Origin of the sequence: Halopenitus persicus (assembly GCF_900107205.1) — an archaeon.
Classification (GTDB): domain Archaea; phylum Halobacteriota; class Halobacteria; order Halobacteriales; family Haloferacaceae; genus Halopenitus; species Halopenitus persicus.
In genome coordinates, this window is the sequence record NZ_FNPC01000013.1 from 30,081 (window position 1) to 43,525 (window position 13,445).

Below are 13,445 nucleotides of genomic sequence, written 5' to 3' on the forward strand. Positions count from 1 at the left end.
CTGGCTTATCGACCACTGCCTGAGCGAAGCCGATCGATTCGATCCCCGAGCGCCACCTTGATAGAGAGCGGATTCGGGACTCGCCTTCGTGTTGGTTCTAAGGCGTGTACGTCGGCGTATTCGATGAGCGCATCAGCGACGGTTGTCCGCCCGGCCTGTTCGGCAGCGTACTCGTCAGCTGCGCGGATTCGTCGACGGGCAAGCCAAAACCCGATAAGAACCACTCCAAGTGAGAGTCCGAGTAACGGCCACTGTGGTCCGATACCGATGACGGACGCGATGAGTGCGATACTCGCAACGAGGACAGTACCAAGCCTGATCTCGAAAACATAGGTCCGGAGTTTCCCTGCCTCGATTGCAAGCAGCGCAGTGGCTGTCTCATCGTCGAATACATCGAGAAATGTACTTGTGACGAAGAGGCGTCGGTAGTTTGGTGGCCCGCGAACGATTGTACTCGCCGTTTCTTCGTTTTCAGTATCGAGGATTCGGGCGTCTCGAACGCTGAGACCGGCCCGTGAACGGAGTTGTTCCAGTCTGTCCGCACGTTCTCCAGTTGGTGTCGTCGTCGAACGAAGTAGCGGGATTACCCATGGGGATGCGTACAGCAAACCAAGTATGAGAACGATGAGTGTGAGAGCTGGGGCAAGTAGTGAGGATTCAAGCGAGAACACTTGCAACGGTGTGAGTATGACCGTGAGAAGGACGCTAAGTCCAACGATGTACCGTGCCATCTTGCTGATCGCGGTGCTAGTGGAAAGTTCTAGATCACGTACTTCGCGGACACCACGTACCGTCGGGAGATACGAAACGAGCCAGATACAGCCGGCCGCGAGGAACGTGACGAACTGCGAGAGCACTCCGTCCAGCAGTTCCGGACTAGCGGGGAGCGCCGTGAGGAACGCGGCCCCGGATCCAGTGAGAGCGAACACGCCGTAGGAGAGTAATGCGTACGGGAATAGCACGGCTCCATACAGCAACCTGTACTTTCCGACGGGGTTTCGAAGCCGGCGAACCACGACGGTACCGACGAGTCCGATGAGGCCGCCGATGAGCGCAAGCCCAACAAATGCGGCGATCGCGGCACTAATCGAGGGCGGCGTGGCTTGGAGGGCAGCCATACTGGTGTCTTCCTGAAACACGCACTAAAATCACCGCGGTTGATAGGAAACGATAGCCGTTTCTCAAAACAGGTTTTGAACGTTCGAGATATTGACATCGCCTGCTCTTTGATGCTACATATGGCCCTCCACCAGACACTTAGCTCGTGTTCGAACAGCACCAATAGACGCCGATTCCTCGCCGCGTGTGGCGTTGGATTCTTCGGCAGCACTGCTGGCTGTACGACGATCGTGAACAGCCTTGCCGATCTCGCGTTAGGCGATGTCAACCTCTTCAACGAAACTGAAGATGTCCTTACCGGTACTGTGACCATCACCGGTCCGGGAGATGAGACTGTTCTCTCAGAATCGTTCGATTTACCACCAGAATCGGATGACGACGATACTAACGAGAACAACGACGAAGACGGCGTGACGGCCTACGAAGACGTGTGGACTGTGCCTGGCACCTATGAAGCCAGTGTCGAATTGGATGGTGATTCCGAAGTTCAGGGAGAATCCACTGGATCAGAGTCAATCTCGATTGAGGACACGTCCGAGGAGATGCTCGCTATCACCTTCGGTATGGAAGAGGTCGATGACCCGATCGACTTTATCGTTGGCGAGTCGTTGAGCGACTTCGCACAGGCGTGACCGATACCATCTGGATTACCTACAAAGCGCTGCGAAACTCCTCTGTTCGTTCTCATTCAAGCCCATTTTGACTCTTCCAAGTTTTTATACGTGCTATTGTTGAACCCTGCCATATATGCCCTCCATCACGCGACGAAAGACGATTGGCCTGCTCACAGGATGTGTTGCACTCGGTGCAATCGGCAGTGCCGTGGCACATACGACACAGAAGAACGCGCCGCATCTGATCGTGAACAATCAAACGGAGCGCGAACTGGACATCACGACGGTCATCCGCACTGTTGAAGATAGCGAGGTTCTCGTCGACGACACGGCAGCCATTTCGGCGAACGGCGATCGCGGATACACGGGTCTCGCGTCCAATGAACCACTTGACGTGACGATTCACACGGAAACCGGGTTGGAGAACACCTATCGATGGGAAGAAACCGATCCAGAGAACGCGTTGTCAATCGGAGTCTCTATGGACGAAATCGGCTTTGTCGTTGCAACGCCGCCCTAAATTGGTGAGTCAGTATGGCCTCGAAATACCGACGCGGGTTCGACATTACCCGTGACAGCCTGCGTGTGTTCACCCGCGAACCGAGTCTGATACTCCTGCCGGTGTTGAGCCTTCTCGCCGTCGGGAGCGCCTTCGCCGTTCTCACAGCGATCGTCTTCCAGCAGGGGCTCGTCGAGTCGCTTGTCACCAACGATCTCTACCAGTACGGAGCGTTGTTTTGTGCGATTGCGATCTCGTCAAGCGTAGCGACGTTCTTCAACGCCGCCGTGGTGCACTGCGCGGCCCAACTGTTCGATGGTAATCCGACATCCGTCCGGGACGGGCTCGCCGCAGCGTGGCGTGCCCGCCGTCAGATCGCTGTGTGGGCCGTCGTCGCCGCGACGCTCGGCACGGTTCTGTACATCCTCGATGAGAAGTTCGGCGTCGTCGGAAGCCTGACGCGAGCGGTCTTCAATCTCGCGTGGGCGCTGCTGACGTTCTTCATCGTGCCAGTCATCGTCCTTGACGAGCGACGGAGTCTGCGCCGCCAGCTCCGGCGAAGTGGATCGCTTTTTCGAGACACGTGGGGTGAAAGCGTCTCCGCTACGCTCGGCGTAAGTTTCGTCTTCCTGCTCGTTGCGTTGCCTGGCGTCGCACTGGGTGCGGTGGGGTTCTTCGTGCTCGATGGTATACTCGCTACCGGGGCGCTCGTCAGTGGTGGCGTGATCATCGTCGCTGCCATCGTTGGCTCGCAGACGGCATCTGCAATCGTCCGGACCGCGCTGTATCGATACGCGACGACGGGTGAAGGGGTCGGCCCGTTCGAGAATCGGGACCCGGACACGGTCTTCCCCGAGAGCTGACGATGCCGATCTACGACCGGCGTCCTGCTTCGGAGTACGAGGTCGTCGATCGATGGGACAACGGGATCGGGTGGCTCGCACATCCGAACGAAACCGGTCGCCGGACGAGTCACGCCGTCCTTGGAGAGAACGGCGGCGTGTGGCTCATCGATCCGATCGACGCGCCACGAATTGATGACGAGTTTTCGACGCTTGGGGACGTACACGGCGTGATCGTCTGTTCGAACTACCACGTCCGTGACGCGGACGTGTTCGCGGCGCGTCACGACGTACCAGTGTACTGTCCCCCGTGGCTCTCTCGGGCGACATCTCAACTCGGTACTCCGATCGAACCGGAAACGAGTACCGTCGGTACGTCCGGATTCGAACTCCGTCGTTGCCGTCCGTTCCCGGGCTGGTCTGAAGCAGTTGCGTATCGTGGATCCGATGAAACGCTCTACGTCCCCGACGTACTCGGGACTTCACCGCTGTTCACTGTGGGTGAGGAGCGGCTCGGGATGTATCTCTTGTGTCGGTTCGCACCACCACGGGCCGTGTTCGAAGAGCTGTCTCCACAACGAATCCTCGTCGGACACGGCCAAGGAATCTTTGAGAACGCCTCGCCCGCTTTGAGGACGGCCCTTGATGGAGCGCGTCACCGCTTGCCTGCAGCGCTTCGATCCAACGGATGGGGACAAATCCGGGCGCTGACAGCGGCACTCGGTGATCGGAGCTAAATCCGATTGCTGTTGAACTCTTATCCTTCAGGCATATTTCATCCGAAACAGCTGGTCGCTGAAGAGTGCGAACACAACGGTAGCTACTCCGATTCGGAAGGTGTTACCCTATCAATGCCAGCGTAGAATATCGCCGTCAACGCGACAGTTAGGATCAGTCCAACAACGATCGGCAAAAGGCCAGTCGGGTCGGGAGTAGCGATGAACGCGACAGAAAACCCGACAGATAATCCGAGTAAGACGGATGCGAAACCTCGAACGAACCAGCGCATATCCACCGATTCCATCGGGTACATCATAAGATCGGTGGGACAGATCATTGGTCGACAGCTGTTCTATCACCACTCACTGCTACTCGCTCCGAGGATATCCTGTACAGACCGCAACCAGACCAAAAGCTATCAGCTGGTGAGGACTTCAACAAGTCGTCGAATTTTCGCTCAGGGATAGACAGCTAACTCGAATTCGTACCAACTCCCGTCGTAGACCGCGTACATATTCGGAAACGTCGTATACTCTGTATACTCGCTGTGTTCCTGCACGTGGTCGGCGGCGTTGAGCTGCGTGAGAACTGTGTCGAGTCCGTCCGACATTGGTGGTGACTCTTCATAGAACCCCGAGACTGGTCTCCCGTCCGTCGCCGTGTCGAGTAGCTCTGTCGCCTCACTTGAGAGCGAACCCGTCGAAAAGTCGACTTCGAGAACGGTGTCGCGGACGTGTTGCTCGTATTCCGATCGGGATCTCCCAATCTGCTCGGCTGTGAACGTCCGTTCGGTCACGGGGATGGTATTCTGCTCGGCTCGTGCCTGGAACAGATGGTCGTTGTGTTGTAGATACTCGAACGGCGGCGACGGGACGAGATCGCTTGCTTCGGTATCGAGGTGGTGGTGATACGTGACGCCGCGTGAACCAGGCTTCTGATCACCGACATCGATCGCCGGGTCTCGATCCGCCGCTGCGGCTTCCATCGCCTGCTGGAGTATCTGCTGGTCACGATCGGACAGTGACGTGACCGGTACTGTGACCGGATCAGTACTGTCGGGCTGTTCCGCATCCTGTAAGTCGAGGTAGAACTCCCACCAGTCTCGTTCGACAGTACGAACCGTCTCGACATGGATCCGGTAGTACCGATCGCCGTCCGTAGCGAACTGAGGACGTTCCCGTTGCTCGGAGCCGAAGTCGTACTCGTGAGCCAACTGGTAGTTCAGCACCGTAACCGAGCCACTCGCAAGCAGTTCGTCGTAGACGGTTCGCTTGTACTCGTCAGGGTAATCGATAGCGAACTGGGCTCGGTGTCCTGCTGGGTCTGTCAGTAGGAACGCCTCGTACGGATCCTCTGTCGGATATGCACTCAATCGAAAGCGACTATCACCTGACGAGAGACAGCCAGCAACACTCGTGACGCCCGCTGCCCCGAGTGTCGTCAACAATGTCCGTCGAGTATATTGCATACTCATTTGCCACGTCTACTGCTCATCGATGGGGTTCGAAACGGTTCTCTCTCACAGAACTGGTCGAAGAATATACGATACTGACGTAGTATCACGAGTAGCTAGTCATCGCTGGGCGGGATGCTTCAAGACCCCGGTAGCTCAAATCGAAACTGTGCTTTGCGTCGTGTCCGCGAAACAGGCGGTAGAAGGTCTCAAATGGTTAAATGTGGTTTTGATGCTCCGTTCGACCTAATATATGACAGGGGTAACCCGTAGATACGATGGTCATCGTCTCCGCATTCAAAGATGGATTCACCGCCCTCCGCGCGAATCCGATCCTGCTCGTCGCCGGCCTTCTTGTCGGAGCGGGCAGCCAGCTGCAATACGTTGATCACCTGATTGAATCACCGCTTCTCTCGGCTGGCGTGTCGCTCGCCTGGCTGATCGTCTTCCCGTTCGTTATCGGCGGGTTCATCGGCACTGCCCAAGCTGCGATCGACGGCGCAGACGCATCCCTCACTCACTTTTTCACTGTAGCCCGGACTCATTACCTTCGGCTTCTCCTTGCAACTGTGGTGTTCGTGCTCCTCGTGTTTGGAACCGCGATCGGATTTGGGCTCCTCGGGTTCATCCTCGGTATCGGAGCGATGGCGCTCGCCGCGATTCACGAGATGGCTGCGTTCGCAGCAGGCGTCATCTCTCTGCTTATGTGGCTTGTGTCGATCCTCGTTGTCATTATGTTCGTGCAGTTTTACGACACGGCGATCGTCATCGAAAACGCGAGTGTCACTGATGCGTTTCGGAGAAGTGTTGGGCTCGTTCGCTCGAACCTGAAAAGCGTCACTGGATTCTCCGTGGCGTGGCTCGTCCTGCTGAACGTCTTCTTCATTCCCGAATACCTGATCCAGTTGACGATGACAAATGCTGGCCCAGCTGACGTATTACCGATCGAGCTCAGGATTCCGATCGCTGTCCTGCTTCCCATCGGGATCGCTTTTTCCGCGGTCGGCTTCGCGTACTTCTACACGGTGTACACAGCCTACTATATGCGATTAATCGCTGCCTCAACTGATACTCAGGACTCAGTATGACCATCCACCAACAATTACGTACGAGAGTTTCGAACAGCCACCGAACAGATCCCCGCGATCGCCACCCACAGAAACTAGCCAAACCCTATGTCACGGATCCTCCCGACACAAACTGACGCAACCGTCGAACGAAGCGATACTCCGGCCGTCCTGAGTCTCGACGACGACGGGACGCGAGACGTGATCGAAGCATTGTCCTCCGAGACCGCCTACGAGATCTTTCGACTGCTCAACGAAACGCCGGCGACGCCGTCACGGATCGCTGACCAGCTCAATCAGAGTGTGCAGAACGTCCATTATCACTTGGAGAATCTCGAATCGGCCGGCATAATCGAAGTTACCGACACCTGCTATTCGGAGAAAGGTCGAGAGATGAGCGTCTACGTCGTTTCTGAAGACCCGACACTGCTCTTTCTCGGCACCGAGGACGATCGACCGGGTCTCAAACGCGCGTTCAAATCCTTCGCCTCACTGCTTGGTCCACCGTCGATCCTGCTTGCCGCCGGTGAATCCATCTCCCGGTTCGTTACTGCCGAATGAGCGAACATACCGACACACCGGTCCGAAGAGCTTCTACTGCCGGCGACCCAACCACGGCTGACGTGGCACCGACGATCAAAGCCCGAGACGATGTCGATGGCTGTGGCTGTCTTGATTGCCGCAATATCGAGATACCCGCAACTCGTCGAAGCGTCCTCGATTCGTTAGTCTGGTCCGTTCGTCTGTTTCGATCCTATCCGTCAATTGTCGTTTTCGCGGGTGTGATCATTTTGGCCAGACGGCTTCTCGAAACGGACAGTATCAACGTGCTTCCGATGCCTGTAATCGGCGTGGTTGAGGTCCTGACGGCGTTTGCGTTCATCATCTTGATCCGTGCCTACGTGGGAACGATCGTCGCCGGCGAACTGACCGGCGAGCCCGTCACGAGACGTGAGGGATTACATCGAAGCCTCGCTCGGACGCCATCACTCGTCGGAGTCGTCATTCTCACCGTGGTTTTGGTGATGACAATTCCGTTCCTCGTGGCACTCCCACTCTTCCTTATTGTCGGTGTGCTCCCGGTCACGCCGGTAGATATGATCAGTTTCCCCGTCGCTGCAGCGATCGGTGGAATCACCTTTGCCGTGCCGTTTCTGTTTCTCTTGTACAAATTCTGGTTCGCACTTGAGGCGTGTGTCATCGGCCAGTACGGCCCGCTCAAATCATTCCGCGTGAGTTGGCGCATCACGACGAACTACCGAGGGAAATTCGTGCTTATCGGGGTGATCGTTATTGGAAGTGCAGCTAGCCTCTTTCTCCCAACATATCTCCCCGAGATGGGGACGAGTCTGGCCTCGTTGAACCCCGTTTTGAACGTCATCTCATCGAGTGTCAGTGAACTACTCTCAATCGTGTGGGCAAGCGCCTACGCGCACATCTACGTCCAAGGTGTCGTATCGTGAGCCGAGGCTTATGCCAGAGATTCAATTCCCTTGAGTAGACTCAACTATGCTTTTTTAGATATACTGGAAGTACGTGGTGTCCAGAGACCATATAATATCAAACATAGTCCGATAGTCTGATTGATAGCACTAACAGCATAAAACGTAACTTCGTCTGCTATTGGAATTATGATTACGAATAATAACAGGAATGGCGTCAAGAGTACCAAAACAAAACCAGCAGCAATGAATAACATCGGTCGTTGACCATTCCGAAGATAGCCACGTACAGCAAGATACGCAGTACTGATACCGAGTACAAGGGCTACGATAGAAAAGGCCAACCCAACAACTGCAACTGGGTGTGATAAACCAGTCTCTATCATTGATCTCTCACTTGGTTTATGAATTCGCTAAAACGGTCGGTCATCTTTTCCCGTTTACTGATAGTCACATCAGCATTCTCTTCAGAGATACCAATCACAATCTGAGTTGGATCGGCGGTATAAGTCTGGAAATGATGGCCGTCTTCGTCATATTCCATTTCTGTATCTAAAAGTCCATAAGATGAGAGTTTGTCTGTCCGACGATAGACCGACTGTGGTGATATATCACACACATCACTCAATTCATCAGCTGACATTGGCCGTTTCATTGTTTCTTGTAGAATTTTTCTCGAATGTTCGTCACCTAAGATCTTCAAGACATCACTCAACTCCTCATCGGTCATTGTCTCTATATTGCATTAGGCGCATTCTACTCGCTATTGTCATTCAGACCCACATTGGGACAGATAATAAGTGGTAATTCACAGTTCGATAACTTGGAACCGTGCCTGACCCTTCTTTTTGTCTTAGTGACTATAAACAGTGTACTCATGACAGCGAACGTTACTGAAAGGAAGAGTCATAGCAATCAAAATACCACTATTGCAGCGTTAGTTCATATTGCTGGCCTTTTGTTTGGCTTTTTTGCTATTGCTCTTGTATATTTAGCGTCCGATAATGAGTTCACGAAATCGAACGCGGCTAACGCATTAAATTGGCATATCCCTATCTCTTTGGTAGCGATCTTAGTCGCTATAATTGGTCTCGGAGTAAGTGAACTCGCCGGTGTAGCAATGGCACTACTCATAGCGACGGCAACAATCTGCTTTGCGGTAATAGCATGTATAAACGCGTATCAAGGCCGAGCGTGGCAATATCCGATAGTCCCTCAGATAATCTGACACCGCGTAAAGAGTGCTGTGTTGAATAGCGGCTTCTGAACCGCTGTGAATTGAGGCCAATCTGGAGATCAGTAGCAGTAGCCACTCATAAACCGACTCAACTTCCGACCACTTTTGATCAGCACTGCTAATCAACAGAGCAGTAAAGAGAAGCATAGACGAAACCCCACTATGCGACGGTCCATTCGGTACACCCTTTCGGCTGCTGTCGGGATCGGAGTGATGGCACTGACGTTTGTCGTCGACAACGGTCATCTCGGCCTCGTGGTGATGATTCCACTCCTATACGGGACGACGACGACATTCGCGCTCAACAACGTAGAGACGATTCGAACGATGTTTGGCGAGGGAACATCACGGAAGATTGGGATGCTTGGCGGGGGAATTGGTGCGGGAAGTACGGCCGGCCTGTTCCAGCAGTCGTTCGCGGCAGGAATCGCGGGCTACGGACTATTCGTCTTCGGGATGGTACTAGTCACCGCAGAGCTCGACAGGAACCAATGACCCAGCCACCCCACATACCTTCGGACATCCGGCAGAGTCAGACTAGAAAATCTACAAGTCCCGCTGACAGTATCGACCCACTGCGAGTATGAGGAGCGTGATAGGCCACGCGAACAGCGCGCAGAACGAAACTCCGTCGGAGAGGACGAGCCCACCGAGCGGAGCCTGCGGGCGAGCAGTTGCCATCACCCGCGGGATAGCGACGAGCTGATTGTGGGTGCCCGCGACGAGGAGTTGGTATGGTTGGACGAGTAATCCCGTTCGGAGCACCGACGGGACACCCGGGTCGACTCCGAGGAACGCGAAGACGAGAAAAGGACCTAGCGAGAGAGCGACCGCCTGAGACCGCGCCGCGACCAGTGTCGAGACGGCCACCGTTGTTCCGGTCAACGACAGTGCAAACCCCACCGAGACGAGAAGGAACAAGCCGTAGCTAACCGGATCGGTGACTCCGAACTGAAACCACGACGTTAGCGCGCCCGCGACCAGACCGAGTACCACGACGCTTCCCACAACAGCCGACCGGGCAAGGAGCTTTCCACCGACGACAGCACGACGCGAGACCGGGAACGTCTGGATCGTCCGGAGTCGACCCGCCTCACTATCGCCGGCGAGCGTTCCAGCTGTGAGTATGACAACGACGAGCGGGAGCAGAAGTGTCAACGCGCGCCCGAGTGTGAACAGAATGATCGCGGTTGATGAGAGGGAGCCACCGTTGGGGACCAACGCGAGGACCGTGAGCGGTTGTCCCCCTGGTCCAGGCGGAGCAGCCTGCCGAACGATACTTACAATCGAGCAAACGAACAGGACGGCTACGGTTGGGACCGTCCAGCCACGCCGGAGCCACAAGAGTTCCTGTCGGGCAACGTGACCCACCTGTGTCGCCAGTCGACGAGCCGACGAGCGGTCGATCACTGCTCGTCTGTGTAGGCCTCAAACACCTGTTCGAGACCAGGAAGAGATTTTTCGTACGATTCAAGTCCCACGTCCGAGCGTTCGAGTGCGGCGATGACACCGGCGGTTCCCTGCTCGGCCTCACACCGCACGACAAGTACGTCGCCATCCTCATTCACTCCAGTCACGCCGTTAAGCTCTCCAAGGAGATTGTGGGCGCGGTCGATCGATCCAGTAAGCCTGACGCGGAGCGTCGCCTCGGTCTCGACGGTGCGCCGGAGAGACTCCACAGAATCCTCTGCGACAAGCCGGCCATCATCGATGATGCCGACCGTATCACATACCGCTTCGACCTGGGCGAGTTGGTGTGTTGAGAGTATGACGGTCGCGCCACGAGCGTGCTCCTCTCGGACGATGCGCCGCAACATCTCGATTCCGTGGGGGTCGAGTCCGGCCGCCGGTTCGTCGAGAATGATCAGGTCGGGTGCGCCGACGAGTGCCATCGCTAGTCCCAGCCGCTGGCTCATTCCGTGCGAGTATCCGCCTGCGGTGCGGTCGGCGGCGTCAGCGAGTCCGACCCGCGCCAGCGCCTCGTCAGTATCGATCGTCACGCCATTGGCGCGGGCGGCGGCGTCAAGATGTTCCCGGCCGGTCAGGCGCTCGTACGGCGTGAACCCGTCCGGCAAGATACCGATTCGCCGGCGGATCTCGACCGGCGAGGTACGAACGTCCATTCCGAGAATACGTACCGTCCCCCCGGTAGCGTGGACGAGCCCGACCAGAGCGTCGATAGTGGTCGATTTCCCTGCCCCGTTCGGGCCAAGCAGTCCGTATACTGATTCGGCCGGAACCGTCATCTCAAGCCCTTCAACGGCTGTGACAGAGCCGAACCGTTTGGTGAAACCGTCTGTTATGACTGCAGGTGTACAATCGCTGGATGCGTCTGTCATCGGTCAAGGTCCCCCCGTTCGTAGCCGACGGCCCCGAGCAGTGTCGGCACCACCACCCATACACACAAAACAAGGATTCCAGCCACCATAGAGCCGAACAGCGGTCGAACGTCGCCCGTCGAGTCCGCCAGCGCCTGCTCGAAGAGCGTCATCCAGTCCTCATGCAGGCCGGCCAGTGCGACGTGGAAGGCGGTCCGAGGCGCAAACAAGCCGGCCTGTATGAACTGCGAAGAGAGGACCCCGCCGAGGACCAGCAGGCCGACGGCAGCAACGACACCGAGTAGATACACCGCGATGGGTTCGGTCCGAAGCGTCGAGACCATCGCGCCGACGGCGACACCGCCTGCTGCATGGAACGTTAGGAGAACGGCGAAGCCGAACACCACCGCCCAAGATAACTGAACCCCAGCGAGAGATGCAGCGATGACGGTACAGATCGTGAGAACAGCGACGACGACTGCGATAACCACGACCCTGGAAAGGACCAGACCAACAAACACACTCGGCCGGCTGTACGGGAAGGTCTGAATCGTCCGTAGCGTTCCCTCAGCACGTGGCGTCGTGACAGTACCTACGCCGAGGAGAACGCCGGCACAGAGCAACAGCGGACCAACAAAGACCGAGGTGGCAGCGTCAAGGAGCAGGACGTTCTGGCCAGGAGCGACGACCGAAAACACGCCGTCGTTTCTCAGCGACGCGTCCGGGGGGTACGCCGAGATAGAGAGGTTGTGGACGCTCCAGAACGTACAGAACAATGTGAGACCAGCGAGCGTTCCGACCGTGCCGCGCGAGCGACGGTGTCGGCGGAATTCGAGTCGGATTATATTTAAGAGTACAGTAGCGATGTGCCGACCGTTCATATTTGGAGAAGATAGACAATCAGTAAATTAGTTACTGCTCAGCGGTAGTCAGTGTTATTCTTGCTTCGAGAGCGGTGTCCGAGCAGTCGCCAGAGTGGTTTACGACATATCGTGAGAGTAAGGTTCAGTTGCTCTGTTGAAATCCTATAATTCAGACATATTATTGTCTGAAACAGCCGATCGCTGAATAGTGCGTATTGACCGCTGATGTTTTTATCAAGAGAGTTATGTTGTGAGCGGTTTGCTGAATGCAACGCGCAACTGTAGCATAAACTGGAGACAATCATCAAGCATCGGTGCTTGGTCAATACTGCACGCGTATCTCATATGGGATCACTGGCCAGTTTCAACGCAAGATGAGCGACCGATGTTATCGTAGACTGTCAGTACTATTTTATCCACCGGGCAGGAAAAGTAGTGGTATGAGCCGGGTGAAACCGGTGATTCGGGAACATCCCTGCTCTAGCTTTTTCTTTCTCGCGTTCCTCTGGACCTATACGTACGATGCCATCATCTACATGGCTGTCGGACCTTCGCCCGGCCTGTTGCTGGGCGAACTCCCCCGTACGTGGGGACCACTTATCGCCGCAGTGCTTGTCACGTGGCTCCTTGACGGAAACCTCCGTGAGTGGGCCGGCCAAGTCACGAAGTGGCGCGTCAAGCCGCGATGGTACGTCATCGCCATTGGCTTACCGTTTCTATTCGCAAACGGACTTGCCGAAAGCGGCATCCATCTTATTGCCGGTGGGTCGATAGAAGTGCTCCCGTCCCCGTGGTGGCACTATGTTCTGAATTTTGTTGTGGTGCTGTTCTTCGCGGGAGCCCTCGAAGAGTTCGGCTGGCGTGGGTTTGCCCAACCGAGACTTCAAGAGCGCTACTCCGCATTCGTCGCTGCACTAGGCATCGGCGGTATCTGGGTCATCTGGCATCTCCCGCTGTTTTATCTGTTTGACTTTGCGGCGTACGACACTGCCGCTCTCTGGGGGACATTTGGGGTGTGGCTTATCGCCCGGTCGGTTGTGTTCGCATGGATCTACAACAGCACTGGCGGGAGTCTACTCTTCCCGATGCTGATGCACGCCCTCGGCAACCTCCCGCAAGTGATGGTTCCAGCGACAGAACTCGACGGCATCGGGCAGTATTCCGGCGAAATCTTGTTAGTACTGTTCTGTATCGGCCTTGTCGTCGCATATGGCCCGTCGTACCTGGCGGCCTCACAGCCTGATCCACTCGTTCCTGGCGATCCGGCAAGA

General features: G+C 56.0%; 17 protein-coding genes. 10 read left to right on the forward strand and 7 right to left on the reverse strand.

Annotation, left to right across the window (positions count from 1 at the left end; all coding sequences use genetic code 11):
• Positions 1-5: 5 nt before the first annotated feature.
• Positions 6-1,118 (reverse strand): peptidase, encoded by a 1,113-nt coding sequence (locus BLV25_RS15300; RefSeq protein ID WP_176819513.1) that lies wholly within the window; start codon positions 1,116-1,118, stop codon positions 6-8.
• A gap of 120 nt (positions 1,119-1,238) precedes the next feature.
• On the opposite strand from BLV25_RS15300, the gene BLV25_RS15305 reads away from it, so the two are divergent.
• From BLV25_RS15305 to BLV25_RS15320, 4 genes are all read left to right on the forward strand, one after another.
• Complete coding sequence (locus BLV25_RS15305; RefSeq protein ID WP_256335761.1) at positions 1,239-1,751, forward strand: hypothetical protein; 513 nt, start codon at positions 1,239-1,241, stop codon at positions 1,749-1,751.
• 115 nt (positions 1,752-1,866) lie between these two features.
• A complete protein-coding gene (locus BLV25_RS15310; protein WP_256335762.1) occupies positions 1,867-2,253 on the forward strand; it encodes a hypothetical protein in 387 nt (128 codons plus the stop codon).
• 14 nt (positions 2,254-2,267) lie between these two features.
• Positions 2,268-3,095, forward strand: coding sequence for a DUF6159 family protein (locus BLV25_RS15315; RefSeq protein ID WP_176819514.1), 828 nt, complete (start codon positions 2,268-2,270; stop codon positions 3,093-3,095).
• 2 nt (positions 3,096-3,097) lie between these two features.
• On the forward strand, positions 3,098-3,811 hold the full coding sequence (locus BLV25_RS15320) for a hypothetical protein (protein WP_092734972.1): 714 nt from the start codon (positions 3,098-3,100) through the stop codon (positions 3,809-3,811).
• A gap of 440 nt (positions 3,812-4,251) precedes the next feature.
• Here BLV25_RS15320 and BLV25_RS15330 read toward each other — a convergent pair whose 3' ends face one another.
• Positions 4,252-5,166 (reverse strand): hypothetical protein, encoded by a 915-nt coding sequence (locus BLV25_RS15330; RefSeq protein WP_143114491.1) that lies wholly within the window; start codon positions 5,164-5,166, stop codon positions 4,252-4,254.
• Between the two features lie 359 nt (positions 5,167-5,525).
• Here BLV25_RS15330 and BLV25_RS15335 point away from each other — a divergent pair, with 359 nt between their 5' ends.
• The 3 genes from BLV25_RS15335 (at position 5,526) to BLV25_RS15345 (ending at position 7,777) form a co-directional block, all read left to right on the forward strand.
• Positions 5,526-6,335 carry a DUF7847 domain-containing protein gene (locus BLV25_RS15335; RefSeq protein ID WP_092734982.1) on the forward strand — a complete coding sequence of 270 codons (810 nt, stop codon included), beginning with the start codon at positions 5,526-5,528 and terminating at the stop codon, positions 6,333-6,335.
• Between the two features lie 87 nt (positions 6,336-6,422).
• On the forward strand, positions 6,423-6,875 hold the full coding sequence (locus tag BLV25_RS15340) for an ArsR/SmtB family transcription factor (protein WP_092734985.1): 453 nt from the start codon (positions 6,423-6,425) through the stop codon (positions 6,873-6,875).
• Complete coding sequence (locus BLV25_RS15345; RefSeq protein ID WP_256335763.1) at positions 6,872-7,777, forward strand: hypothetical protein; 906 nt, start codon at positions 6,872-6,874, stop codon at positions 7,775-7,777. The genes BLV25_RS15340 and BLV25_RS15345 overlap by 4 nt, the downstream gene beginning before the upstream one ends.
• A 44-nt stretch (positions 7,778-7,821) precedes the next feature.
• On the opposite strand, the gene BLV25_RS18265 is transcribed toward BLV25_RS15345, so the two are convergent.
• On the reverse strand, positions 7,822-8,142 hold the full coding sequence (locus tag BLV25_RS18265) for a DUF7521 family protein (RefSeq protein ID WP_455429066.1): 321 nt from the start codon (positions 8,140-8,142) through the stop codon (positions 7,822-7,824).
• Entirely contained in the window at positions 8,139-8,486 is a 348-nt protein-coding gene (locus tag BLV25_RS15350) for an ArsR/SmtB family transcription factor (RefSeq protein WP_080508658.1), read from the reverse strand. Before BLV25_RS15350 ends, BLV25_RS18265 begins: the two co-directional genes overlap by 4 nt.
• A gap of 147 nt (positions 8,487-8,633) precedes the next feature.
• Here BLV25_RS15350 and BLV25_RS18195 point away from each other — a divergent pair, with 147 nt between their 5' ends.
• Together BLV25_RS18195 and BLV25_RS15360 are read left to right on the forward strand one after the other, a co-directional pair.
• Positions 8,634-8,984, forward strand: a complete 351-nt coding sequence (locus BLV25_RS18195; RefSeq protein ID WP_092734990.1) for a DUF4870 domain-containing protein — start codon at positions 8,634-8,636, stop codon at positions 8,982-8,984.
• 222 nt (positions 8,985-9,206) lie between these two features.
• Positions 9,207-9,488, forward strand: a complete 282-nt coding sequence (locus BLV25_RS15360; protein ID WP_092734993.1) for a hypothetical protein — start codon at positions 9,207-9,209, stop codon at positions 9,486-9,488.
• Positions 9,489-9,539: 51 nt separating this feature from the next.
• On the opposite strand, the gene BLV25_RS15365 is transcribed toward BLV25_RS15360, so the two are convergent.
• From BLV25_RS15365 to BLV25_RS15375, 3 genes are read right to left on the reverse strand one after another with little or no spacing between them, the layout of a single operon-like run.
• Positions 9,540-10,403 carry an ABC transporter permease subunit gene (locus tag BLV25_RS15365; protein WP_092734996.1) on the reverse strand — a complete coding sequence of 288 codons (864 nt, stop codon included), beginning with the start codon at positions 10,401-10,403 and terminating at the stop codon, positions 9,540-9,542.
• The gene (locus BLV25_RS15370; RefSeq protein ID WP_092734999.1) at positions 10,400-11,332 is read right to left on the reverse strand and encodes an ABC transporter ATP-binding protein; all 933 of its coding nucleotides are present in this window, start codon (positions 11,330-11,332) and stop codon (positions 10,400-10,402) included. Before BLV25_RS15370 ends, BLV25_RS15365 begins: the two co-directional genes overlap by 4 nt.
• A complete protein-coding gene (locus BLV25_RS15375; RefSeq protein ID WP_092735002.1) occupies positions 11,329-12,192 on the reverse strand; it encodes an ABC transporter permease subunit in 864 nt (287 codons plus the stop codon). The genes BLV25_RS15370 and BLV25_RS15375 overlap by 4 nt, the downstream gene beginning before the upstream one ends.
• Positions 12,193-12,614: 422 nt before the next feature.
• On the opposite strand from BLV25_RS15375, the gene BLV25_RS15380 reads away from it, so the two are divergent.
• Positions 12,615-13,445: CPBP family intramembrane glutamic endopeptidase (locus tag BLV25_RS15380; RefSeq protein WP_092735005.1), on the forward strand; the 831-nt coding region annotated here is incomplete at its 3' end.

What these genes read in the sequence shown, in the direction of transcription:
- BLV25_RS15310 (WP_256335762.1), top strand. Translation starts at nt 1,867, where the DNA reads ATGCCCTCCATCACGCGACGAAAGACGATTGGCCTGCTCACAGGATGT.
- BLV25_RS15340 (WP_092734985.1), top strand. Translation starts at nt 6,423, where the DNA reads ATGTCACGGATCCTCCCGACACAAACTGACGCAACCGTCGAACGAAGC.
- BLV25_RS15360 (WP_092734993.1), top strand. Translation starts at nt 9,207, where the DNA reads ATGGCACTGACGTTTGTCGTCGACAACGGTCATCTCGGCCTCGTGGTG.
- BLV25_RS15300 (WP_176819513.1), bottom strand. Translation starts at nt 1,118, where the DNA reads ATGGCTGCCCTCCAAGCCACGCCGCCCTCGATTAGTGCCGCGATCGCC.
- BLV25_RS15350 (WP_080508658.1), bottom strand. Translation starts at nt 8,486, where the DNA reads ATGACCGATGAGGAGTTGAGTGATGTCTTGAAGATCTTAGGTGACGAA.
- BLV25_RS15320 (WP_092734972.1), top strand. Translation starts at nt 3,098, where the DNA reads ATGCCGATCTACGACCGGCGTCCTGCTTCGGAGTACGAGGTCGTCGAT.
- BLV25_RS15345 (WP_256335763.1), top strand. Translation starts at nt 6,872, where the DNA reads ATGAGCGAACATACCGACACACCGGTCCGAAGAGCTTCTACTGCCGGC.
- BLV25_RS15375 (WP_092735002.1), bottom strand. Translation starts at nt 12,192, where the DNA reads ATGAACGGTCGGCACATCGCTACTGTACTCTTAAATATAATCCGACTC.
- BLV25_RS18265 (WP_455429066.1), bottom strand. Translation starts at nt 8,142, where the DNA reads ATGATAGAGACTGGTTTATCACACCCAGTTGCAGTTGTTGGGTTGGCC.
- BLV25_RS15315 (WP_176819514.1), top strand. Translation starts at nt 2,268, where the DNA reads ATGGCCTCGAAATACCGACGCGGGTTCGACATTACCCGTGACAGCCTG.
- BLV25_RS15335 (WP_092734982.1), top strand. Translation starts at nt 5,526, where the DNA reads ATGGTCATCGTCTCCGCATTCAAAGATGGATTCACCGCCCTCCGCGCG.
- BLV25_RS15305 (WP_256335761.1), top strand. Translation starts at nt 1,239, where the DNA reads ATGGCCCTCCACCAGACACTTAGCTCGTGTTCGAACAGCACCAATAGA.
- BLV25_RS15370 (WP_092734999.1), bottom strand. Translation starts at nt 11,332, where the DNA reads ATGACAGACGCATCCAGCGATTGTACACCTGCAGTCATAACAGACGGT.
- BLV25_RS18195 (WP_092734990.1), top strand. Translation starts at nt 8,634, where the DNA reads ATGACAGCGAACGTTACTGAAAGGAAGAGTCATAGCAATCAAAATACC.